We start from the raw sequence: 22,533 nt of genomic DNA on the forward strand, positions 1-22,533 counted from the left end.
AGATTAAAAGAAGTAGAAACAAACGTCATCAATATGACCGAAAGCCTTGTGTACTAATGGAGAAAAAACGTGCTGATTGCTTCAGCGCGTTTTTTATGTCGGTAAAAATTCAAAAATGTACTATGGATAGAACAAGCCTCATGACCGATAGATATAACGAAGTGCAAGGGAAAGCAAATCAGCGAAAAGGGGATATGGTATGGGGGTATTGCGCAATTTAAGTATTTATCGAAAGCTATTAATCATGGTTATCATTTCGACGATTTCATTAATTACAGTAGCAGTCATCAGCTATTTCTACACGCAGCGAATTGCTGACAGCTCGGAGTCTATGTACAATGACCGTATGCAGCCAATCAGGCAGTTAGGGCAAATTCGTACGAATAACCGAGCGATTGATGCAAATACGCTTGAAATGATTTTATCAAAAGATGAAAACTATCAGCGTAAGCGTCTCGATGAAATTCAAGAAAAAGAAGCTGAAAATAACAAGCTCATGGCACAGTATAAAAAAACATTTTTGCTAGATAGTGAAAAAGAAAAATTAGCTGTATACGAAGAAAATATTGGTAACTTAACACAAGCAAGAAGTGAAGCTATACAGCTTGCTCAAGATGAAAAAGGAGATGAAGCCTACAGCGTTTTTTCAAAAAACGTAGTGACCCTTCGTACGACCATAAACAACACGCTAGATGATCTTCAAACGATAAATAATGACGAAGCAAAAAGCATTTACCAAAAAAATAAGCAAAGTGTAAAGTCAGCCGTGACCACTCTATTACTCGTTAGCGCACTGGTTATTCTGCTTACCATAGCCGTAGGGCTTCTGATTGCACACATGATTACAAAACCGTTAAATGATATTAAAAACCTCATGGAAACAGCAAAAGACGGGGATTTCCAAGTACAAGGCACCTACGAATCCAAAGATGAAATTGGCTTACTTACAGCATCATTTAATAAAATGATTGGGGGATTAAAAGAAATGATTATGTCCGTTGGAAACATTTCATCAACGGTTGCGGCTTCTTCAGAAGAACTAAGCGCCAGCGCAGAACAAAACAGCAGTGCTATTGAACATATTTCAAGCATTACTGAAAAACTAGCCTCAGGATCCAACTATCAAGTGAATCAAATTCAAGAAAGCTCCACTATTATTAACCGCATTACGAACCAAACATCAGAAGTTGTTGAAAACGTCGAGCAAATCACCAAGCGAGCACTCGACACAGCTGCGATTTCAAATAGCGGAACAGCGACCGTTGAAACAGCAGCCAAACAAATGAAATCAATCAACGACAATGTCACTGAACTCTCATCTGTTTTTCAAGGCCTTAGCGAACACTCAGCGAAAATTAGTCAAATCAACGATGTCATTACAACCATTGCCGACCAAACGAATCTCCTTGCTTTGAACGCAGCTATTGAAGCCGCAAGAGCAGGAGATCACGGAAAAGGTTTTGCCGTTGTGGCAAGTGAAGTACGAAAACTAGCAGAAGGCTCATCCAACTCAGCTAGTCAAATCAAAGATCTAGTTAGCTTAATTCAAAGCGAAACAGCTCGAACGCTTCAATCTATGACGCTCACCACTAAAGAAGTAAAAGAAGGCCTAGCAGTAGTTGAACAAGCAGGTACATCATTTATGCAAATTAACGAAGCTGTACAGCATGTAGTGAATCAAATTCAGCAAATCGGAAGCGCTATTCACAATTTAGCCAAAGATACACATGAAGTCCAGCAGGCAATTCACGAAGTCAACGGTATCGCGGAAGAAGCGGCAGCGGGTGCACAAAACGTGTCAGCTACAACGGAAGAACAGCTTGCTTCCATGGAGGAAATTGCTTCATCTGCGATGGATTTAGCGAATATGTCAGAGGAACTGCAAGAATTGATTGCGAGATTTAGAATCTAAGGAAAAGCATGGAGTCAGCACTCCATGCTTTTTGTATGAGATGGGGTTTTAAGTTGCGAATTATTCCTTATCGTAGTTCTGTGCTCTTTCTTCAACAGTGAAGTTGCAAAGAATTGATATACCCGTTATCAAAAGAAGGTGATAAGATTTAACTAACAAGAAAACGTTTACAAAAATAAAAACAGGTACACGTTACAATCCATGATTTATAAAAAAGGGGTTTGTAGAAATGGAGATGTTAACAACACGACAAAAGAAGTTATTGCAGTTAATTATTAGCGAAGAAGAGTACAAAACGATTGATTTCTATTCTCGGAAAATGAAAGTTTCAGAGCGAACGGTGCATAATGATTTAAAGCTAGTTTCTGGCTATTTATCAAAAGGAAGCGCCACTCTTCATAAAAAACCTGGAGTAGGAATTAAAATCAAGGCCAAACCAGATTATAAACTCATGCTGTTAAATGATTTAGATCTAAAGAAAGAAGAAATCGATCCTCTATCAACTAAAATAAGAAAAATGAAAATTATACTGCAGTTGTTATATGCAAATCAGTCGACTTCTCTTCAAAAGTTATCAGAAGAATTTATGGTAAGTAAAACATCGATTGTAAAAGACTTAGAGAAAGTAAAAGAATGGTTAAAGCCCTACGGCTTAATGTTAGTAAAAAACCACGAAGGCACAAGGGTAAAAGGAAATGAAGAAAGTACCCGAAGAGCAATTGCAGGTATTACAAATGAACTTTTAAATTTAAATTATCAGCAGGATTACGATATTCAATCCAGCAGCAGGCTGGATGCCGCGACTTTCTCAGGACTATCTAACTTGTTTGAAGATCTTGAAGTCACACAAGTAGAACACATCATTGAGTGTGCAGAGAAAAAGCTTCAGTATCGCATCAGTCATACGTATTTTCTGAATTTAGTTACACACATTTTAATTTTAATTAAGCGTGTTCGCTCCCATCAGCGTATAGCAGCTGTTAATGAGCCAGAGTTGCATCATCAAACGGATTACGTTTTGAAAATGTATACCATTGCTAAAGAGGTAAGTGAAGAAATATCTGAATGTTTCGATATCAGTATCCCGGAAAATGAAATCCACTATATAAAGCAGTATTTATTATGTTCCGGTATGGAAAAAGATATTTCACCAAGTAATGTTGAACTATTTGTAAACCACGCGGATAGTTCGTTAAAAGAGTTAGTAGACGAGATGGTTCAAACTTCGACCAAGGTAATGAATCTGAATCTGCAAGGTGACAAAGAGCTGTACACAGGTCTGCTCATGCATATTAAACCGATGGTTAACCGCTTGAAATATCAAATTAACATCAAAAACCCGCTTCTAGAAGAAATCAAACATCAGTATTCCGCAACATTTGGCATGACGTGGCTTGTTTGTTCCATCATCGAAAGAAAATTGAATGTAAAAGTAAATGAAGATGAAATTGGATATGTAACGCTTCATTTTCAAGCAGCAATCGAAAGATGCGTAGGGCTAAAAAGAGCAATTGTCGTCTGCCCCGGAGGTATTGGCACATCTCAGCTAATCGCAAATCGAATCAAGCGGCTTATTCCGCAGCTAGAAATAGCTGAAGTCATATCCTTAAGCAGATTATCTCACTTTGATTTAAGCAACATTGATTTTATTATTTCAACCGTTCCTTTACATATTGAAGTGAAGCCGGTCATTACGATCTCTTCGCTCGTAAGTGAAGTGGACATTAAAAATATTAATAACTTTTTTTGGGAAGATACATTTTCTAAAAAAGAAGCACGTATAACATGTGCCAATTTATTTAAAATGCTAGATCCGCAGTTGATTTTTCCTCAGCTGGATTTTACGCATAAAGAACAGCTAATTGATTATTTATGTCACCAGCTTCAAAGCAAAGGATACGTGAAGGAAGGTTTTAAGCAATCAGTTGTTCAACGTGAAAACATAGCTTCTACTTCACTTGGAAATTCAGTAGCGATCCCTCACGGAGAAGATCAGTACGTAGAGCGTTCTAAAATTATTATTGCCACGTGCTCAAATGCGTTGGACTGGGAAGAAGGAGAAGTGAAAATTATCTTTCTGCTTGCTTTAAAATTTGGTGAACAAATTGTTGTCAAAGATATACTTACAGATCTGTACAGTATCTTTGATTCTGAGAATACCCTTACTAGATTAACAGAATGTACAACGGCAGAAGAAGTAATGATGCTGTTGGGAGAGGGGATGTAATGGTTATTAGTGAAAGCTTAGTAGCACTTAATTTAAAATCCAAAGATAAATTAGACATCATTAAAGAGCTCGGACATTTAGCTTATTTGTCTGGGAAAATCAAATCAATCGATAAGTATATTGATAGCGTCTTAAAAAGAGAGGAAGAGTTCTCTACGGCTATCGGATATTCTATCGCCATCCCGCACGGAAAGTCTGATCAAGTAGTCGAGCCATTCATTGTATTTGGGAGAGTAAGCGAGCAAGTTGAATGGGATGAAGACGAAGATAAAGAAGTGAAATTGATTTTCTTAATAGGCGTTCCTTTAGCTCAAAGCGGGGATATCCATTTGAAAATTTTAGCTAATATTAGCCGGGAGCTTATGGATGAAGAATTCCGCGAAGAGTTAATTCACGCTCCTGGTGTAAGAGAAGTATGTTCAACACTTAAAGCAATAGCTCTATAAAATTTTAGGAGGAATAAACATGAATATTGTAGGAATTACAGCTTGTCCAACAGGAATTGCACACACATATATGGCTCAATCTGCTTTAGAAAAGGCTGGAAAGAAATTAGGACACAAAGTAATGATTGAAACGCAAGGAGCAATGGGCATTGAAAATGAACTAAAGAAAAAACAGATTGACTCAGCGGATGTTGTTATTTTAGCTGTAGGCTGCGCCATTGAAAGAGAAGAAAGATTTAACGGCAAAAAAATATTAAAAGTAGGAGTAGCAGAAGCCATTTCCAATCCTCAGAAAGTACTGGAACAAGCAGAAAAGCTTATGACGCAAGAAGTATAAATGGAAGCGGGAGAGTGGTGCTATGAAAGAGTTTTTTAAGATCTTAAAAAATCATTTAATGACGGGTGTTTCCTACATGATTCCAGCGGTTGTAGTGGGCGGCATTTGCATAGCAGCTGCGTTAGCTACAGGAACACCCGGGGAAAATGGAATGGAAGTCACCAACCCTTTAATGAATAACATCTTAAGTATTGGTACAGCTGGATTTACGATGATGGTTCCGGTTTTAGCAGGCTATATCGCTTACTCCATTGCGGGTAAGCCTGGCCTTGTGCCGGGGATGATTGTTGGGTACATCGCTAACACACCGATTGGTGACAGTGAGGTAAAAGCAGGATTTCTCGGAGCAATTGTTTTAGGATTTTTAGCAGGCTGTTTTGTTCAGTGGGTAAAAACCTGGAGAGTGCCGACCATGCTTCGGCCAATCATGCCTATTTTTATCATTCCGATTACCAGTTCACTCGTAATTGGTTTAGGATACATCTATTTATTAGCCAAGCCGATTGGTTATTTTATGACAGCTATGACGGAAACGTTAAAACAAATGAATGGGTCAAGTTTAATTTTATTAGCGGTTATCTTAGGATGCATGATTGCATTTGATATGGGAGGTCCTATTAATAAAGTAGCCTGTATGTTTGCTTTTGGAATGATGGCAGAAGGCGTGTATACCATTATGGGGATTATTGCAATAGCAATTTGTACTCCTCCTCTTGGTTTAGGACTGGCTACCTTATTAAGCAAGAAAAAATACAACGATCAAGAAAGACAAGCGGGAAAAGCAGCTTTTGCCATGGGGATGATAGGTATTACAGAAGGAGCCATTCCGTTTGCCGCAGCCGATCCTTTTCGAGTACTGCCTTCTATCATGGTAGGGTCTGCCACAGGAGCCGTCATTGGCGCTCTTGCCAAAGTAACAGATCATGCTCCTCATGGAGGGCCAATTGTTTTATTGGTTGTCGATCATAAGCTTTGGTATATAGGAGCTATTTTAGCAGGAACAGTCGTGACAGCCGTCATGGTCAATGCTTTAAAGAAAGATGTAACAAAAGAAGTGCCTGAAGAAGAACCAATGGATCAACAAAGCATCAGCGTCTAAAAGTCAATAGCAATCCCTCGAATGAACAATATGTGTATACATATTGTTCGTTCCATTTTAAAGGGGTGTTAACCATAAAAGGAGGAAGTATCATGCAAAAAGTAAACATTAACGAAGTGGTAAAAGTAATGCTCAACATGCAAGACAAAGGGGAGGCGGTTACGCTTCTAGGAATTGGACCAATGTCTAAAACTTTATTAAAGGCTTGTTTTGAATTAGGAAAAGAAAAAGATTTTCCGCTGTTATTTATTGCTAGCCGCAACCAAGTAGATGCAGCAGAACTAGGCGGAGGCTACGTGTGCAACTGGAATCAAAGAACGTTCACTCAAACGATTGCTGAAACAGCGGATGAAACAGGGTTTGACGGCTTGTACTACACATGCCGAGATCACGGCGGCCCGTGGCAGCGAGACAATGAAAGAAATGATCATTTAGAAGAAGAACTGGCGATGCAGTTAGGAAAGCAGTCATACTTAGAGGATTTGGTTAACGGATTTGATTTGCTTCATATTGATCCAACAAAAGATCCTTATGAAATGGGAAAAGTTGTTCCGATGGAAAGTGTGCTGAGTCGTACAATTGAATTAATTCAGTACTGTGAAAGTGAACGAAAACGACTGGGATTAGCTGAAATTGGCTATGAAGTAGGGACAGAAGAGACAAACGGGGGGTTAACTTCACGAGAAACCTACGAAACGTTTATTCAAACGTTAAACAGCGAGCTGGAGAAACGACAATTGCCTACTCCAACCTTTATCGTAGGTCAAACAGGAACGCTTGTAAAAATGACAGAAAATGTAGGAACATTTAACTCTAAAAATGCTCAAGAGCTAGCAAGCATCGCCAAACAGTATGGAGTAGGCCTTAAAGAACACAACGGAGATTATATCGACGATCATATTTTGCTGCAGCACCTGCCGCTTGGCATCACCGCCACAAACGTTGCTCCGCAGTTCGGTACCGAAGAAACGCGTGCGTATATTGAATTAGCGAAAGTAGAAGCTCAGCTTGCTCAAGATGGACTCATTGAACATCAATCAAATGTTGAATACGTCTTAACACTTCAAGCAATTAAAAGTGAAAGATGGAGAAAATGGATGGTAGGTGATCAGCGCCAGCTGCAAATCGAAGATATTTTCCAGCAAAAAGAACTTACTGATAAAATTTTAGATATTGCAGGTCACTATGCATTTAACCATGAAGAAGTAAAAGCTGAAATTCAAACGTTATTCCATAATTTACAACAGTGCAATATTGACGGAGAACGCTTCGTTATCAATCGAATCAAACGTTCTTTAAATCAATACGTGGAGTGTTTTAACTTAGAAGGAAGCACGACAAAGATTATGAAAGAAATTGGTGTTGAAGTATAAAAAAATAAAAAGCAGAAGGAACTTTCTACTTTTCTATCAGGCTGTTGAGAAGCTTTGTTCTCAACAGCCTTTTTTGGCGTAAAAGAACTCAACGGTAATCGTTATACTCAGTCCCAAAGAAATATTTTTAAATAAACGTAGCTAAAAAGATTAAAAAATGTCGAAAGTCTGCCGATATAACGAAGGAAAACAGAAAAATAGACAAGGAGACAAGTAGACAGAATGAAAAAGATTTTACCTGTTTTATTCATGCTAAGTTTACTGATTACGTTTAGCTATAGTGCTGCAATTAAGCCTGTACAAGCAGTTGAAACAGAGCCGACGGTATCAGTAAAATTAAAAAATTATTTAGGCAATCAATCCAGTATTAAAATTAAGCCATCGCAGTCCTATACGATTGCAGACAGCAAAGTAACGCTTCAAGCTAATACAGAGTATGAAGTAAAAGTAGCGGGGAGCAAAGTCAAACTACTGCATAACCAAGAAGTTCTTGGTGAATTCGATAGCTTCACTACTAAACCATCTACATACGAAGCCTTCCTTTCTATTAATAACCGAAACTACTTAGGAAACGTACAGTTTACCAACGAAAGCAGCAAATATGTCAGACCCATCAATACAATTCCAATGGAAGATTATTTAAAAGGCGTTGTTCCAAAAGAAGTGTATACGTCTTGGCATGCCGATGCGTTAAAATCTCAGGCTGTTGCTGCGAGAACATACGCTTTAAGCTATGCAAATAAAATCATTGATGATACAACAAGTTTTCAGGTATACGGAGGATATGAATGGTACAACAGCACCACCAGCGCAGTTGATGAAACGTTTGGAAAAGTATTAAAGTACAACGGGGAGTTAATTAACTCTGTGTTTTCTTCAAGCAACGGCGGAATCATTGAATCTGATTATAATGCATGGGGAAAAGCTTCTCATCCTTACTTCCAAGTGAAAAATGATCCGTATGATCCTCAAACAAAATGGTCATTAACAGTTCAAAAACAGCAGATTGACCTATCTACAAAAGATTTGAAAAACCCAAATTCATGGTGGAGTCAAACGAAAGAAGCGGATAAAAAAATTGCAGGAAAAATTAAAGCACAAATGCAAACAGCGACTCAATTTAAAGGAAAAGACATTAAAATTGTAGGCATTTCTAAAATTAGCCTTTATCAGCCAACGTCAGGTCAGCGTATGAGCAAAGGAGATATCAGCGTAACCTACGTAATGAAAGGCGAAGTAGATCAAGACAATAAGCTTGCGGTTAAAACATGGAGTCGAACCGGAGATAAAGCAGATAACATTCGATTTATGCTTGATGGCATTCGCTTTAAAAGTTTGATGGTCACTAATCAAAAGGCAGATACTCAAACGATTACTATTGAAGGAAAAGGAAACGGGCATGGAGTCGGTTTAAGTCAATTCGGAGCAAATGGCATGGCTGCTCAAGGAAAATCATATACGGATATACTAAACTTTTACTATCCAGGCGTAAGCCTAGTCTCTCATTACGAGGACAAATACCCTAGAGTCACTATTCCAAATCCAGCTCAAGTAGATCCAATCAAGGCTGGCGATAGTAAACTATCAGGAACAGCTGAACCTAATTCAACCATCTACGTAAAAGTATGGCCGAATACAATTGCAACAGGAACAGCAGACGCTGCAGGGAATTTTTCATTTGACGTGCCGAAACAAGTAGCGGGAACGATGCTTCACGTACTGGTCAAAGGCCAAGGCGGCTACAGTACGTACACAAAAATTTATGTACAGCCTGATTCAGTCCCTGAAGCAGCAAAAGTAAATGAGTTACATGAAGGAGATACAAACCTAACGGGAACAGCGGAGCCAAATTCGACTATTTACGTAAAAGTATGGCCGGATACGATTGCGACGGGAAAAACGGATAATGCAGGAAACTTCTCTATTACAATTCCAAACCAGCCGGCGGGTAGACAGCTTCACGTATTAGTGAAAGGCCAAGGCGGCTATAGTACCTATACAAAACTATTTGTGCAAACGAATCAGTCGCCGCAAGCAGCAAAAGTTAACGCTGTTTCAAGCCAGGATACGAAACTTACAGGAAGTGCGGAGCCAAACTCAACAATTTATGTAAAAGTATGGCCAGATATTATTACGACGGGAAAAGCAGATAATGCAGGAAACTTTTCGATTGCGATTCCAAAGCAAAAAGCCGGGACACTTCTGCACGTGTTAGTGAAAGGCCAAGGCGGCTACAGCACGTATACGAAAGTGACGGTAAAATAAAAGAATACTAGATTTTCAGCATAAGAAAAAAGCATGCCAGCGGCATGCTTTTTTCTTATTTTGGTACTCTTATATTCGTTCTTCTCGCCCGATATAACAAATATAAAGCAATGGCTGCACCTAGTGAATCAACAGCTACATCTATAATCCGACCATCTCGACCGATAATAAATGCCTGATGCACTTCATCTATAAATGCAAACGCAGCTACACACAGCCATGCTTTTATGTAACGATAGCTCTGCTTTTTTAAGTTCCAGTAAAAAAGTAAGCCTAGCATGCCGAAAAAAGAAAGGTGGGCAATTTTTCGTACAATGAACTCAACGTTAAAGCCGTAGCTGTAGGCTGTGAAAAATTCACTGCCAGGGTGCAGTACAGACCAAAGCGTAGCGCTGTGATCCCAAACGGATGGATTCGTCCAGCTAGAAGGATCCGTTACTTGCAAATGCGGAGTATGGGAGAACTTTGAAATAGATAATAGCAAAAGAACTAATAATACACGTTTTAAAATCATAAAAAAACTCTTTTCTCTACAAAATTTTCACTTAATGATAAAAAAAGATGGTGAAAAATGCAAGGAATTAGTTAGAGTATATGACTTTATTGAGTCTTATTAACTACATATTAATTAGGTTAAAATGACTATTTATTGAGTTTGTTTTCGACGAAAAAGCAACAATGAAGGCAATGGTTGCGTTTTCAATATAACGAACGAAAAAATCATATTTTTATCAGAAATTTAAAAATAAATAATTCTCTAGGCTCAATAAATACAATAGTTTCACTGATAAAATAGGTTTTGTGGAGTCAATTGGAATAAAATTCTTTTAAATGAAAATAGATCTAATTATTATAAAAAATTAGTATATGATTATAACGTTTATCATGATAAGAAAAGACTATTTCAGATACAAAAAACGTCATAATAAGAAGAAATTTGGTCATTTGATAATTTTCGACAAAATAAGACATTGAAGGGTTAATATGCCTATGGTAGTATTTCATAAGTATAAACTAGTTCATATAGCTTATTTGGAGGAGAAGGAGGAAATAAAAAATGATTGATCTTCACTGTCATATTTTGCACGGTATCGACGACGGTGCTAAAACCATAGAAGACAGCTTACAAATGGCAAAGCAAGCAGTAAGTGAAGGGATTCATACGATTGTTGCAACTCCTCACCACCAAAATGGCCAATACATAAATGAAAAAAATAAAATTATACAGCGAGTGGAACGGTTAAACACGCATCTGCATCAAGAAAATATCCCCCTTACGATATTACCAGGTCAAGAGTCTCGTATATATGGAGAAATTATTAAAGACTATCAAGATGGTAAAATACTTACTTTAAATCAAACAGATAAGTACCTGTTTTTAGAACTGCCATCCAGCCAAGTGCCGAAATTTACAGAAAAATTAGTCTACAACATCCAGTCGGAAGGGCTAACACCTATTATTGTTCATCCTGAGCGAAACAGCCGGCTTATAGAAGATCCAGATATTTTATACAAGCTGGTGAACAAAGGAGTTCTCACTCAAGTTACAGCATCCAGCTTAACAGGAAGATTCGGTAAAAAAATCAAGAAATTTTCTATGGATTTAATCCATGCAAACTTAACTCATATGATTGCTTCTGATGCACACAATCTGTCAGGAAGAAACTTCTACATGCAAGAAGCAAGCGAGTTGGTTTCATCTGAATACGGAATTGACACACTATATATGTTTCATGAAAATGCAGAAGCTGTTATGAAAGGCTACGTTTGTTTTCAAGATACGCCCCAGCAAGTGAAGAAGAAAAAGTTTTTAGGAATTTTTTAAAAGACAGAATTCCTGACAACTTTCTTCTTTTTTTAGTGATAGTGGATTAATATTCAATAAAAGTTACAAATATTAAAAAATGGTGATATCTCCTAACCACTATCAAAGGAGATACTCGGCTGTACTGTGGGTGCTCAAACACCTTAGACACAATTGTTGTCAAGAGTATGGTGTGAGGACGGGTTAGATGCCCAAAATTTAATTGTGTAAATACTTATGAAAGAGCTGTATATGTACAGCGTTTTCATAAGTATTTACATCTCGTACATACCTAAATCAGTAAATAAAAAGAGAGAATGAGGGATGATGAATTGATGAAAAAAGTAAAAAAAGCAATTATTCCAGCAGCTGGACTCGGAACACGCTTCCTGCCAGCTACAAAGGCAATGCCAAAAGAAATGCTTCCAATTGTCGATAAGCCAACGATTCAATACATCGTTGAAGAAGCGATTGCCTCAGGAATCGAAGACATTATTATCGTCACAGGTAAAGGCAAAAGAGCGATTGAAGATCATTTCGACTTTGCACCTGAGCTGGAAAATAACCTCGTTTCAAAAGAGAAGTTTGATATTTTAGAAAAAGTACAGCAATCATCGAACGTAGAAATTCATTACATTCGTCAAAAAGAACCAAAAGGGTTAGGGCATGCAGTATGGTGTGCACGTAAGTTTATTGGAGACGAGCCTTTTGCTGTACTGCTTGGCGATGACATTGTACAGGCCGAAACACCATGTCTTCGTCAGCTGATGAATGAATATGAACAAACGTTATCTTCAGTAATCGGCGTTCAAACAGTGCCTGATAATCAAACGCACCGCTACGGAATTGTTGATCCAATTTCAAATGACGGCCGCCGCCATCAAGTTAACACATTTGTTGAAAAACCATCAGCAGGAACGGCTCCTTCAAATCTAGCAATTATGGGACGCTACGTATTTACACCTGAAATCTTTAAGTTTTTAGAAGAACAAGAAGTAGGAGCCGGCGGTGAAATTCAATTAACCGATGCCATTCAAAAATTAAACGAAATCCAGCGTGTATTTGCTTATGATTTTGAAGGCAAACGATACGATGTTGGAGAAAAGCTAGGATTTATTGAAACAACAATTGAATTTGCACTGCAGCACCCAGAGTTAAAAGAAAGTTTACTAGAGATTATGGATAATCTAGTAAAAAAAGAAGCGGACAATAAAGTAACTGTTGAGTGATTAGAAGGGGTGAATGAAGTTGCCAGTGATTGCTGAACCAAAAACAGAAGCTGCTGTCCAAGCACCCCCAGCAGAGAAAAAAGTAAATCCTAACAATAAGAAAGGATACCTTTTTTCGAAAAGATGTATCGATGTAATCGGAGCATTGGCAGGACTGCTTGTACTATTAATTGTTTTTATTGTGGTTGGTCTATTGATTAAAATAGAAGATCCAAAAGGTTCGATTTTCTTTTCACAAAAGCGTGTAGGTAAAGATGGCAAAGAATTTAACATGTATAAATTTCGTTCCATGGTATCAGATGCAGAAGCCAAGTTAGCAGAGTTACTTCTGCAAAATGAAGCAACGGGTGCCATGTTTAAAATGAAAAACGACCCGCGCGTGACGAAGATAGGAAGATTTATTCGGAAAACAAGTATCGATGAACTTCCTCAGTTATTAAACGTGTTAAAAGGTGATATGAGTCTAGTGGGACCACGGCCGCCGCTCGTAAGAGAAGTCAATGAATATACCGAATATCAAAAACAGCGTCTGCTCGTAACGCCTGGCTGTACAGGACTATGGCAAGTCAGCGGAAGAAGCAACGTTGGTTTTGAAGAAATGGTTGAATTAGATTTAACGTACATGACAACACGGTCTTTAAAGACAGATATTACAATTATTTGCCGAACGGTTCTTTTACTGTTTGGATCAAAAAATGCCTATTAACCAAAGGAAAGATGGTGTTTTAAAATGAACAAACATTCAAAAATTTATGTAGCTGGCCACAGAGGGCTTGTTGGTTCAGCTATCGTACGAAAATTACAGGAAAAAGGCTATAACAATTTAGTATATCGCACAAGCGCTGAGTTAGATTTACGAGACAAACCGCAAGTCAACGCATTTTTTGCAGAAGAAAAGCCAGAATTTGTTTTCTTAGCAGCCGCTAAAGTAGGCGGAATTGTAGCAAACAATGAATATCCAGCTGAATTTATTCATGATAATTTATTGATTCAATCAAATATCATTGATGCAGCATATCGTAATAATGTAGAAAAGCTATTGTTCTTGGGAAGCACATGTATTTATCCAAAGTTAGCGCCTCAGCCTTTAAAAGAAGAGTACTTACTAACAGGTGCGCTTGAACCAACAAATGAACCATATGCGATTGCTAAAATTGCCGGTATTAAAATGTGTGAATCGTATAACCGCCAGTATGGAACAAAATACATTTCAGCAATGCCTACTAACCTTTATGGGCCAAATGACAACTTTGATCTTCATACATCACACGTTCTTCCTGCATTACTTCGCAAGTTCCACGAAGCGAAAGCAAGCAATGCGCCGTTTGTTGAAATGTGGGGAACAGGCACACCAAAACGTGAATTTCTATATTCAGATGATCTGGCAGATGCGTGCGTGTTCTTAATGAATACATACGAAGGCAATGAAATTGTTAATATCGGTGTGGGAGAAGATATTACAATTAAAGAGCTTGGTGAAAAAGTAAAAGCAGTTGTCGGATATGAAGGAGACATTCAATTTGATACTTCAAAACCAGACGGAACGCCTCGTAAACTAGTGGACGTAACAAAGTTGAACGGCCTTGGCTGGAAAGCGGAAACAGCTTTAGAAGACGGCCTTCAAAAAGCGTATCAATGGTTTTTAGATAACGAACTAGTTGCAGCAAAATAAGTAGAAATCTTGCATTAAACTAAATAATAAAAATAACAGTTGATATATATGGAGGATAAGATGAAAACAGCATTAATTACAGGTGTAACAGGACAAGACGGATCATATTTAGCAGAATTTTTACTAGAAAAAGGTTACGAAGTGCACGGATTAATACGCCGTAGCTCTTCTTATAACCAAGAGCGTCTAGAAGATCTTTTAACAGAAGAAGCAGCAAGCGCATTATTAAACAACTCAAACTTCCACCTTCACTATGGTGACGTAACGGATGCACTAAACGTTACGCGTATCATTGGTGACATTCAGCCGGATGAAATTTACAATCTAGCCGCACAGTCACATGTACGTGTATCATTTGATATGCCTGGATATACATTAGATGTTGATGCAAAAGGTACGTTAAATATTCTTGAAGCTGTACGTATTTTAGGATTAACTGACAAAACACGCGTGTACCAAGCTTCTACATCTGAGCTGTACGGTAAAGTACAAGAAGTGCCACAAAAAGAAACAACGCCTTTTTATCCGCGTTCTCCATACGGCGTAGCGAAAATTTACGGTTTCTGGATTACAAAGAACTACCGTGAATCTTATAATATGTTCGCAGTGAACGGTATTTTATTTAACCATGAGTCAGAGCGCCGCGGTGAAACGTTTGTAACGCGTAAAATTACGCTTGCTGCTTCACGTATCGCACAAGGCAAACAACAAAAATTAACGCTAGGAAACTTAGATTCTCTACGCGACTGGGGTTACGCAAAAGATTATGTAGAATGTATGTGGTTAATTCTTCAGTACGATAAGCCAGAAGATTTTGTTATTGCGACTGGTGAAATGCATTCAGTGCGCGAATTTGTGCAGCTTGCATTTAAACATACAGGCATTGAAATTGAGTGGAGCGGTGAAGGCTTAGAAGAAAAAGGAACCAACAAAGCAACGGGTGAAGTGATTGTAGAAATTGATCCTAAATTCTTCCGTCCTGCAGAAGTTGAACAATTATTAGGAGATCCGACTAAAGCGAAGACGCTATTAAACTGGAATCCAACTAAGACTTCATTTGAAGAGCTAGTTCGTATTATGGTTAAAGCGGATATGAAGAAGGTTGAGAGTGAAGAGAAGATCAAGGTAATGTTTGACTGAGCTTACACTTAAATTATTAGGTTTGTTTTTATTAAATAAAGTCTAGGTAATATTTATTTAGTTATATTATAAAAAAATATATTTTTTATTAAGAGTTAACCTCTTTTGTATGTATATTTGTCATCAATAAAACTGGCAATATACAGTGACTAAAGAGGGGCTCTTTTTTTATGCTACAATATCTCGATTGTAGTGATTGATAAATGTAAGGGGAGTTTAATTACCTTCAATAAGACACTAAATATAATTTTTAGAATAGAACTTGATAAGTTATCTATAATTTGAATTAAAAAGTGACGAACGAGAATGTTTCATTAGTATTTTATTAGACTTTAATGGAATGTCTCCATAGTTATATTTTTTAGCACGCATCTCACTATAGAGGGGAGATAATTGATAATTAATGAAAGAGTCTATTGATGAAAGTTTAATCAACAGTAAGACTATAAATGATGAAAAGATCTTTAATAGATTAGTTAATAAAAAAGAAATTCCTATTTGTAATGTTCTTGGGGTAAATATTGCAGCAATCAACATGGAGTGGCTTTTAAGTTATTTAAAAGAAAATATAAAAAGTGGTAACGGTAATGAATTAGCTGGAGACTATATATGTGTTTCTAATGTACACACTACGGTTCTCTCTTATGAAGACGCACAATATTGTTCTATACAAAACAACGGATTAATGGCCATTCCGGATGGTGGACCGCTATCCACGATTGGAAGAAAGCTGGGTCATAAGGATATAGCTAGAATTACAGGACCGAGTCTCATGGACGAGTTATTTAAAGTATCAACTGAGAGTGGGTATCGTCATTACTTTTACGGTTCTACAGATGCTACACTAGAAAAATTGCGTGAAGAATTAGAAAAAAAATATGCAGGTATACATATTGCGGGAATGTACAGCCCACCTTTTAGAGCTTTGACGACTGAAGAAGATTTAGAAGTTATAAATCGCATTAATGAGGCTAAGCCAGACTTTATTTGGGTAGGGCTTGGGGCACCTAAGCAAGAAAGATGGATGGCGGAACATCAAGGCAAAATTAATGGACTGATGATTGGAGTAGGAGCTGGATTCGATTATCATGCTAACAATATCTCAAGAGCACCCAAATGGATGCAACAAAACAACCTTGAGTGGTTCTATAGACTCTTACAAGATCCCAAAAGACTATTTAAAAGATATCTCTATACCAATTCTAAGTTTGTGTGGTTAATACTTACAGGGGCGAAAGTTAAATCATACAGAAAGAAGGGAGGGAGAGGGTATGGTGAGAAAACTAAGAGTTCTAATGGTTCATAATTACTATCAAGTGCCTGGGGGAGAGGACACAGTTGTAGCGAATGAAAAGAAGATGTTAGAAGATTACGGGCATGAGGTTATTTTATATAGCCGTAACAATATGGAACTTAATAGGATAAATAAATTTCAAAAAATGCTTCTACCATTAACAATGATTTTTTCATTCAAAACTTACAAACAAGTTAAACAAATTATTAAAAAACAAAAAATAGATATTGTACATGTTCATAATACACTAACTCTTGTCAGTCCTTCTGTCTATTACGCTGCATTTTTAAGTAAAGTACCAGTAATACAAACTATACATAATTTTCGACTAGTATGCCCTGCTGCTACTTTTTATCGTGAAGATGCACAGGGGAATGGAGGGGTATGCGAAGATTGTGTGAAAAACGGATTGCAATGCTCTATTAAATACAAGTGCTACAGAGGCAGTGTTTTGCAAACATTGGGTTTAGCTCTTACTTTGAAAATTCATAGATTATTAGGAACTTATAGGAAAGTTCATTACATTTGTTTAACAGATTTTAATAAAAAAAAGTTGTTAGAGACAAAAGATGGTAAGCAATCAATTTTTGATGCTAATAGGTTGTACGTTAAACCCAATTTTGCTAATTTCAAAAAAGACTTTATTCCGTATGAAGAGCGCAAAAATCAAGTTGTTTTTGCTGGAAGGCTTGATAAATTAAAGGGAATTAGGCTACTGTTAGAGGCGTGGAAAGATATAAAAGGTTTAGAATTAATAATATGCGGTACTGGACCTGAAGAAAATTGGTGTAGAAAATATATAGAAGAGAATAAATTAACTAATGTGAAGATGCTAGGATTCGTTGAAAATCCACAAGTGAAAGATATTGTTGGTGAATCCAAAGCTTTAATACTTCCAACACAATGGTATGAAGGGTTTCCGATGAGTATCGTAGAAAGTCTCGCAACTGGAACTCCAATAATCGGAAGTAATATTGGTAATGTTGGAAGTTTAATCGAAAACGGGGTTAATGGTTTGAAATTTCAGTTTGATTCCGCTACTGATTTACAAAAGACAGTTGAAAGTCTTAATAATATGACAAATAGCTCTTTAAATTATTATAGACAAAATTTATCACAGAAAGAAAACTATATTCAATTATCTAAAATCTATAAAACTATCTTAAGTTAAATATAAAAATTTTCAATATGTTGAATGTTTGAGAGCTAAATGAATTGATATAGTTAACAAGAAACCGGATAGCAAAATAAGAGTTACCGGTAAATAAAACGCTTTAAGATCAACCAATATCTAAACGAACAAAAATAATACAGCTTTTTCAAAATAAATATATGTTTCTAAATTACTAAGAAAAAGATAACTTAATATGTATAAAGTCAAAGGACTAAAAATTTCAGGTAATTGTTTCTAAACAACTATTCTTAGAAGAAGGAATAATTTGAAATAGAATAGAGGTGAAATAAATTGAGGTTAGCAATGATAAGACTTTATTGTGGAGACTCTGGGCAAAAAGGCTTTTATAATATGCAAGAATTAGGTTTGGCAAAAGCATTTATAAAAATGGGCATCGATGTTTATATTATAATGCTTTCAAATAAGGTTAAAACAACTGTAGAAGAAAAAGATTCTTCTGGAGCAATTTTGTTAACTGTTCCAGCTAGAAATATCATTAATCATGGATTCTTTAACTGTTCTATTCTTACTGAATTGAAAATCGATGTTGTTCATTTACAAAGTGATAATCAAATCTATGCACCTCATGTTATGCGTTTTTGTTATAAAAAGGGTATAGAGTGTTACAACTATGTAGGGACTCTGTATAGTGATAGTAATAAAATATTAAAGGCAGCTCTAATGAGAATGTTTACAAAGCGTAACATAAAATATTTTAAAGAAGGTATAGTTTTTGCTAAGACACCAACTGTCTATAAACAACTTAACAAATCAGGTGTCATAAATGCTCAAATTGCACCAGTAGGATTAGATACTGAAGTTATACCGACCATACAACAATCTAAATTCGAATTACGAAAAAAGTTAGGTATACCACAGAACAAAAAGATTTTAATTTTTGTAGGGAGACTTGAACGATACAAAAACCCAATGAGTGCTCTAAAATTGATTCAGGATTTAAAGAAGGATTGCTACTTGATATTTGTAGGAAAAGGAACACTGCAAAAGGAATTCTTACAAAAGGTCTCTGACTTAAAACTACAAAGTACAGTTAAGTATGTTGAATCTGTACCTAATAAAGAAATTCATAGCTATTATAAAGCAAGTGATTTTTTTATCAACCTAAATGATAAAGAAATTTTTGGTATGAGTATACTCGAGGCTATGTACCAGGGGTGTACAGTAGTTGCCTTTAAAGCACCGGGACCTAACTATATTATTGAAGATGGTGTTTCTGGATATCTAGTTAATAATATAAAAGATATGAAAGAAAAAGTAAAAACTGTAAATTCTTTAGAAGAAGAATCTAAAAAGCGAATTCAATCTAATTTTAGGTGGGAATTGACGGCTAAGACTATAATTAGTACTTTAAATTTAAAAAAAGAAAAGGAAAAAAAATGCACATTCTAATCATACCATCTTTTTTATTTAATAATAAAGATAAAACCCTTGGTAGTTTTTTTATGGATCAGGCAAGAGCTCTAAAGTCGCTGGGTCACAAAGTTAGTATCATATATTGTGATACATACTCTGTAAAATACTATTCAGATTTTATAAATTATGAAGAAGAAGAAGTTTTAAATGTGGAAGGAATTGAAATTTATAGAACAAGAAAGTTTTGCCCTTTTAAACACGGAAATGGAGTGTATGGGCAGAAAGATTCTTTTGCTAATACTGTACTAAAACTTTATGATAAATATTTTTCTGAAAATAAACCAGATATTATACACGCTCATTGTGCCTTATGGGGTGGATATGCTGCTTATAAACTATCAAAAAAAATAGACGTTCCGTATATTATCACGGAGCATTCTACACTGTACATGCTTCACCCCAATGTATTGAATAACAAAATGAATATTTTATTAAATAAAGTATTTTCTAACGCTAAAAATGTTGTGTGTGTAAGTCAAGGATTAAAAGAACTTATACAAAAATATTGTGCGAAAATAGATGTAATTGGAAATGTAATTGATTGTTCTATGTTTTCGGAACATAATAAGCCCGTTAAACGATCCACCTTTGAATTTTTGACAGTTTGTTATATGAAAAATGAAGGTCAATTATTAAAAAAAGGGATAGATATATTGATTGCTGCTATGGGAGAAATAGTTAAAGAGTATCCAAGTTTCCAGTTGGCTTTAGGAGGTTCTGGTGATGCTGTTGAACTTGTTAAGAAGTGGGCAGATGAATATGGAGTAAGTGAGAATATTACGTACTTAGGTCCATTGTCCAGAGAAGAAGTGGCCAGCCAAATGAATAATTGCGATTGTTTCGTATTGCCAAGTAGATATGAAACGTTCGGAGTAGTATATATTGAGGCTATGGCATGTGGTAAGCCTGTAATTGCTACTAAAACAGGCGGGCCAGATGCGTTTGTAAACGAGAAAAATGGATTATTGATAGAGAAGGAAGATGTTGAAACGTTAACGCACGCTATGAAGCATATGCTTAACAACCACTATCAATACAATTCTAAAACTATATCAGACTATGTATATGATAACTTTTCCATGGAATCTATTGGAAATAAACTTATTGAACTATATAAGTCATGAATTTTAATGTGAGGTAAAGAAGTTATGATTTCATTAATTACACCTTGTTTTAATAGTGAAAAAACTATTGAAGCAACTATTCGCTCAGTTTATGAGCAGACTTACACTAATTTTGAATACATTATTGTAGATGGTGGTTCTACTGATAATACTATCTCAATCATTGAAAAATGGATTCCATTATTCGAAGGAAAATTATCGTATATTTCTGAAGCGGACAAAGGTATATACGATGCTATGAATAAGGGTATTAACATGGCAAAGGGCAATTTGATTGGAATTGTAAACAGTGATGATTGGTATGAAAAGAACACGCTACAGGTGGTTGCCCAAAACTACACTCAAAAAAACTATGAAGTAATTTATGGAATTCAGCGAAATATAAAAAATGAGCAAGAACATTCATTTTTTATTAAAAGTCATGAATTTTTAAAAGAACATATGATTACACATCCAACTTGCTTTGTTACAAAGGAAACATATAAAAAATTTGGTTTATTTAATTTACAGTACCGTTCTTCAGCTGACTACGAATTTATGTTGCGACTTTTTTTAAGCCAAAAAGTTAAATTTACACCAATTAATGAAGTGCTATCAAATTTCAGAGTGGGTGGCATGTCAAGTGGACAAATAGGAGTTAGAGAAACGGCGAAAATTAAGCAACTCTTTGGCATTATTAGCAAAAAACAATATTATTTCATTACTATAAAAAGTCATTTATATTCATTAATAGCAAAAAAGTAGAAATGTAGGTAATGTAATGACGGGTATAATAAATAAAGATAGATTACTAATAATTATTTTATTAGTAATGATGCATAAATGTTTTGACCTTTTTGCAATGACAGATAATTTTCTTGGCATACAGTATTCAGATATATTGTTTCTATACAGTACTTTTTTTATTGTCTACTATTATATGAAATATCCAAAACACTATTTTTCAGGAAGATTTTCAAAAATCATTTTTTTAGTACCTATTTTAATAATCCTCAGTGCGTTAATGGCTAAATTATTTTATAATCAAAACTTCATTCTCGGCATTTTAACTCAACGAGCTTGGTTAATAACAATGTTTTTATATTTTCCTTTTAGAGCTTTAATTGTAAAGGGAAAATTGACATTAGATATTTTTTGGAAAATCCTTTACCTAGTTGTTGGGATTGAAGCATCTATTTATTTAATGCAATACATTGTAGGAGCAGACCATTATTTTTTAAAGGTACCATACACTTATCGTTATGAAAGTATAAGAATTGTGGCTGATATGGCTTTTATGCATCTTATATTGATGCATGCTGTTAGTGAGATATTAAAAAAAGTGAATTTAAAAAAGAACATCTTTTTTCTAGTATTGATTTTAATGTACGTTTTTTTGGTTAATAAAGGAAGAGGAGAAGTTATTATATGCCTCATCTTAATTGCAGGCATTATTTTACTCAATAAAGCGAGTCATCTATATAAAACTGCTATTATTGTAGCAGCTTTATTATTAGGTTTTAACTTTATTATGCAATCTACAGCTGTTGGTGAGTTTACCTCCATTTTACTTGGAGACAGTAAAGATCCAACATACGACGTGAGGGAAAGAAGCCAAGAATTTTACATTGAAAAATTAAATGCTAATCCTTTGGCATGGATATACGGATATGGAATGCAAAATACAACTTTAGTTTCATCGCAAGAAGAAACTGGAATAAATCAAGGTTATTTAATTACTGATAATGGAATATATGGTTTTTTGTTTAGTTATGGGATATTCGGCTTAGTTTGGTACATTTATAGTTTAAGTGCTCAATTACGTGACGGATGGATCTTGTTCAAAAAAAAGAGAGAAAGTATAGTGATTGTAAAAATATTGAAGGATATACTATTCTTCGCAACTAATATAGGTTTTTTCTACTCCTATCAATCCCTTTACAGTGTATTGTTTTTTATATTAATTGAATTATTTTTGAAAGATATTAAATCTGCAAGAAGTATTAGCGAAGGACAAAGATAAG

General features: G+C 35.7%; 19 protein-coding genes. 18 read left to right on the top strand and 1 reads right to left on the bottom strand.

Features of this window, described 5'->3' with window-relative positions; all coding sequences use genetic code 11:
- Positions 1 to 199 precede the first annotated feature (199 nt).
- The 7 genes from AC1VNJ_RS14310 to AC1VNJ_RS14340 all read left to right on the top strand — a co-directional run bounded on the left by AC1VNJ_RS14310 (position 200) and on the right by AC1VNJ_RS14340 (position 9,659).
- Positions 200 to 1,912, top strand: coding sequence for a methyl-accepting chemotaxis protein (locus AC1VNJ_RS14310; RefSeq protein WP_482640945.1), 1,713 nt, complete (start codon positions 200 to 202; stop codon positions 1,910 to 1,912).
- A 229-nt stretch (positions 1,913 to 2,141) separates the two neighbouring features.
- Entirely contained in the window at positions 2,142 to 4,139 is a 1,998-nt protein-coding gene (locus tag AC1VNJ_RS14315; RefSeq protein ID WP_482640946.1) for a BglG family transcription antiterminator, read from the top strand.
- On the top strand, positions 4,139 to 4,585 hold the full coding sequence (locus AC1VNJ_RS14320) for a PTS sugar transporter subunit IIA (protein WP_482640947.1): 447 nt from the start codon (positions 4,139 to 4,141) through the stop codon (positions 4,583 to 4,585). Before AC1VNJ_RS14315 ends, AC1VNJ_RS14320 begins: the two co-directional genes overlap by 1 nt.
- 19 nt (positions 4,586 to 4,604) lie before the next feature.
- Entirely contained in the window at positions 4,605 to 4,922 is a 318-nt protein-coding gene (locus AC1VNJ_RS14325) for a PTS fructose transporter subunit IIB (protein ID WP_028414279.1), read from the top strand.
- A gap of 22 nt (positions 4,923 to 4,944) precedes the next feature.
- Entirely contained in the window at positions 4,945 to 6,021 is a 1,077-nt protein-coding gene (locus AC1VNJ_RS14330; protein ID WP_028414278.1) for a PTS fructose transporter subunit IIC, read from the top strand.
- Between the two features lie 92 nt (positions 6,022 to 6,113).
- Positions 6,114 to 7,394, top strand: a complete 1,281-nt coding sequence (locus AC1VNJ_RS14335; protein WP_482640948.1) for a class II D-tagatose-bisphosphate aldolase non-catalytic subunit — start codon at positions 6,114 to 6,116, stop codon at positions 7,392 to 7,394.
- Between the two features lie 222 nt (positions 7,395 to 7,616).
- The gene (locus tag AC1VNJ_RS14340; protein ID WP_482640949.1) at positions 7,617 to 9,659 is read left to right on the top strand and encodes a SpoIID/LytB domain-containing protein; all 2,043 of its coding nucleotides are present in this window, start codon (positions 7,617 to 7,619) and stop codon (positions 9,657 to 9,659) included.
- A gap of 55 nt (positions 9,660 to 9,714) precedes the next feature.
- Here the strand turns inward: AC1VNJ_RS14340 and AC1VNJ_RS14345 are convergent, their stop codons facing one another.
- Positions 9,715 to 10,173 (bottom strand): VanZ family protein, encoded by a 459-nt coding sequence (locus tag AC1VNJ_RS14345; RefSeq protein WP_482640950.1) that lies wholly within the window; start codon positions 10,171 to 10,173, stop codon positions 9,715 to 9,717.
- A 543-nt stretch (positions 10,174 to 10,716) separates the two neighbouring features.
- On the opposite strand from AC1VNJ_RS14345, the gene AC1VNJ_RS14350 reads away from it, so the two are divergent.
- The 11 genes from AC1VNJ_RS14350 (at position 10,717) to AC1VNJ_RS14400 (ending at position 22,532) form a co-directional block, all read left to right on the top strand.
- Positions 10,717 to 11,484 carry a tyrosine-protein phosphatase gene (locus tag AC1VNJ_RS14350; protein ID WP_482640951.1) on the top strand — a complete coding sequence of 256 codons (768 nt, stop codon included), beginning with the start codon at positions 10,717 to 10,719 and terminating at the stop codon, positions 11,482 to 11,484.
- A 314-nt stretch (positions 11,485 to 11,798) separates the two neighbouring features.
- Positions 11,799 to 12,692, top strand: a complete 894-nt coding sequence (gene galU / locus AC1VNJ_RS14355) for a UTP--glucose-1-phosphate uridylyltransferase GalU (RefSeq protein ID WP_200508276.1) — start codon at positions 11,799 to 11,801, stop codon at positions 12,690 to 12,692.
- 13 nt (positions 12,693 to 12,705) lie between these two features.
- A complete protein-coding gene (locus AC1VNJ_RS14360; RefSeq protein WP_482640952.1) occupies positions 12,706 to 13,398 on the top strand; it encodes a sugar transferase in 693 nt (230 codons plus the stop codon).
- 24 nt (positions 13,399 to 13,422) lie between these two features.
- The gene (gene fcl, locus AC1VNJ_RS14365) at positions 13,423 to 14,364 is read left to right on the top strand and encodes a GDP-L-fucose synthase (RefSeq protein WP_482640953.1); all 942 of its coding nucleotides are present in this window, start codon (positions 13,423 to 13,425) and stop codon (positions 14,362 to 14,364) included.
- Between the two features lie 60 nt (positions 14,365 to 14,424).
- A complete protein-coding gene (gene gmd / locus AC1VNJ_RS14370; RefSeq protein WP_482640954.1) occupies positions 14,425 to 15,504 on the top strand; it encodes a GDP-mannose 4,6-dehydratase in 1,080 nt (359 codons plus the stop codon).
- A gap of 403 nt (positions 15,505 to 15,907) precedes the next feature.
- Positions 15,908 to 16,810, top strand: coding sequence for a WecB/TagA/CpsF family glycosyltransferase (locus tag AC1VNJ_RS14375; protein WP_482640955.1), 903 nt, complete (start codon positions 15,908 to 15,910; stop codon positions 16,808 to 16,810).
- Positions 16,776 to 17,969 carry a glycosyltransferase family 4 protein gene (locus tag AC1VNJ_RS14380; RefSeq protein WP_482640956.1) on the top strand — a complete coding sequence of 398 codons (1,194 nt, stop codon included), beginning with the start codon at positions 16,776 to 16,778 and terminating at the stop codon, positions 17,967 to 17,969. Before AC1VNJ_RS14375 ends, AC1VNJ_RS14380 begins: the two co-directional genes overlap by 35 nt.
- Before the next feature lie 294 nt (positions 17,970 to 18,263).
- Complete coding sequence (locus tag AC1VNJ_RS14385) at positions 18,264 to 19,382, top strand: glycosyltransferase (RefSeq protein WP_482640957.1); 1,119 nt, start codon at positions 18,264 to 18,266, stop codon at positions 19,380 to 19,382.
- Complete coding sequence (locus AC1VNJ_RS14390) at positions 19,370 to 20,530, top strand: glycosyltransferase (RefSeq protein ID WP_482640958.1); 1,161 nt, start codon at positions 19,370 to 19,372, stop codon at positions 20,528 to 20,530. Before AC1VNJ_RS14385 ends, AC1VNJ_RS14390 begins: the two co-directional genes overlap by 13 nt.
- A gap of 24 nt (positions 20,531 to 20,554) precedes the next feature.
- Positions 20,555 to 21,274: a glycosyltransferase family 2 protein gene (locus tag AC1VNJ_RS14395; RefSeq protein ID WP_482640959.1), complete on the top strand. Its 720-nt coding sequence runs from the start codon at positions 20,555 to 20,557 to the stop codon at positions 21,272 to 21,274.
- Positions 21,275 to 21,290: 16 nt separating this feature from the next.
- Positions 21,291 to 22,532: a hypothetical protein gene (locus AC1VNJ_RS14400; protein WP_482640960.1), complete on the top strand. Its 1,242-nt coding sequence runs from the start codon at positions 21,291 to 21,293 to the stop codon at positions 22,530 to 22,532.
- Position 22,533: the final 1 nt, after the last annotated feature.

The sequence above is a fragment of the Priestia sp. 3CA3 genome (assembly GCF_056836725.1).

Coding starts and splice junctions, on each gene's coding strand:
- AC1VNJ_RS14380 (WP_482640956.1), top strand. CDS start 16,776: ATGGTGAGAAAACTAAGAGTTCTAATGGTTCATAATTACTATCAAGTG.
- AC1VNJ_RS14395 (WP_482640959.1), top strand. CDS start 20,555: ATGATTTCATTAATTACACCTTGTTTTAATAGTGAAAAAACTATTGAA.
- AC1VNJ_RS14315 (WP_482640946.1), top strand. CDS start 2,142: ATGGAGATGTTAACAACACGACAAAAGAAGTTATTGCAGTTAATTATT.
- AC1VNJ_RS14330 (WP_028414278.1), top strand. CDS start 4,945: ATGAAAGAGTTTTTTAAGATCTTAAAAAATCATTTAATGACGGGTGTT.
- AC1VNJ_RS14335 (WP_482640948.1), top strand. CDS start 6,114: ATGCAAAAAGTAAACATTAACGAAGTGGTAAAAGTAATGCTCAACATG.
- gmd (WP_482640954.1), top strand. CDS start 14,425: ATGAAAACAGCATTAATTACAGGTGTAACAGGACAAGACGGATCATAT.
- AC1VNJ_RS14340 (WP_482640949.1), top strand. CDS start 7,617: ATGAAAAAGATTTTACCTGTTTTATTCATGCTAAGTTTACTGATTACG.
- AC1VNJ_RS14400 (WP_482640960.1), top strand. CDS start 21,291: ATGACGGGTATAATAAATAAAGATAGATTACTAATAATTATTTTATTA.
- AC1VNJ_RS14390 (WP_482640958.1), top strand. CDS start 19,370: ATGCACATTCTAATCATACCATCTTTTTTATTTAATAATAAAGATAAA.
- AC1VNJ_RS14345 (WP_482640950.1), bottom strand. CDS start 10,173: ATGATTTTAAAACGTGTATTATTAGTTCTTTTGCTATTATCTATTTCA.
- AC1VNJ_RS14320 (WP_482640947.1), top strand. CDS start 4,139: ATGGTTATTAGTGAAAGCTTAGTAGCACTTAATTTAAAATCCAAAGAT.
- AC1VNJ_RS14375 (WP_482640955.1), top strand. CDS start 15,908: ATGAAAGAGTCTATTGATGAAAGTTTAATCAACAGTAAGACTATAAAT.
- AC1VNJ_RS14360 (WP_482640952.1), top strand. CDS start 12,706: ATGAAGTTGCCAGTGATTGCTGAACCAAAAACAGAAGCTGCTGTCCAA.
- galU (WP_200508276.1), top strand. CDS start 11,799: ATGAAAAAAGTAAAAAAAGCAATTATTCCAGCAGCTGGACTCGGAACA.
- fcl (WP_482640953.1), top strand. CDS start 13,423: ATGAACAAACATTCAAAAATTTATGTAGCTGGCCACAGAGGGCTTGTT.
- AC1VNJ_RS14325 (WP_028414279.1), top strand. CDS start 4,605: ATGAATATTGTAGGAATTACAGCTTGTCCAACAGGAATTGCACACACA.
- AC1VNJ_RS14350 (WP_482640951.1), top strand. CDS start 10,717: ATGATTGATCTTCACTGTCATATTTTGCACGGTATCGACGACGGTGCT.
- AC1VNJ_RS14310 (WP_482640945.1), top strand. CDS start 200: ATGGGGGTATTGCGCAATTTAAGTATTTATCGAAAGCTATTAATCATG.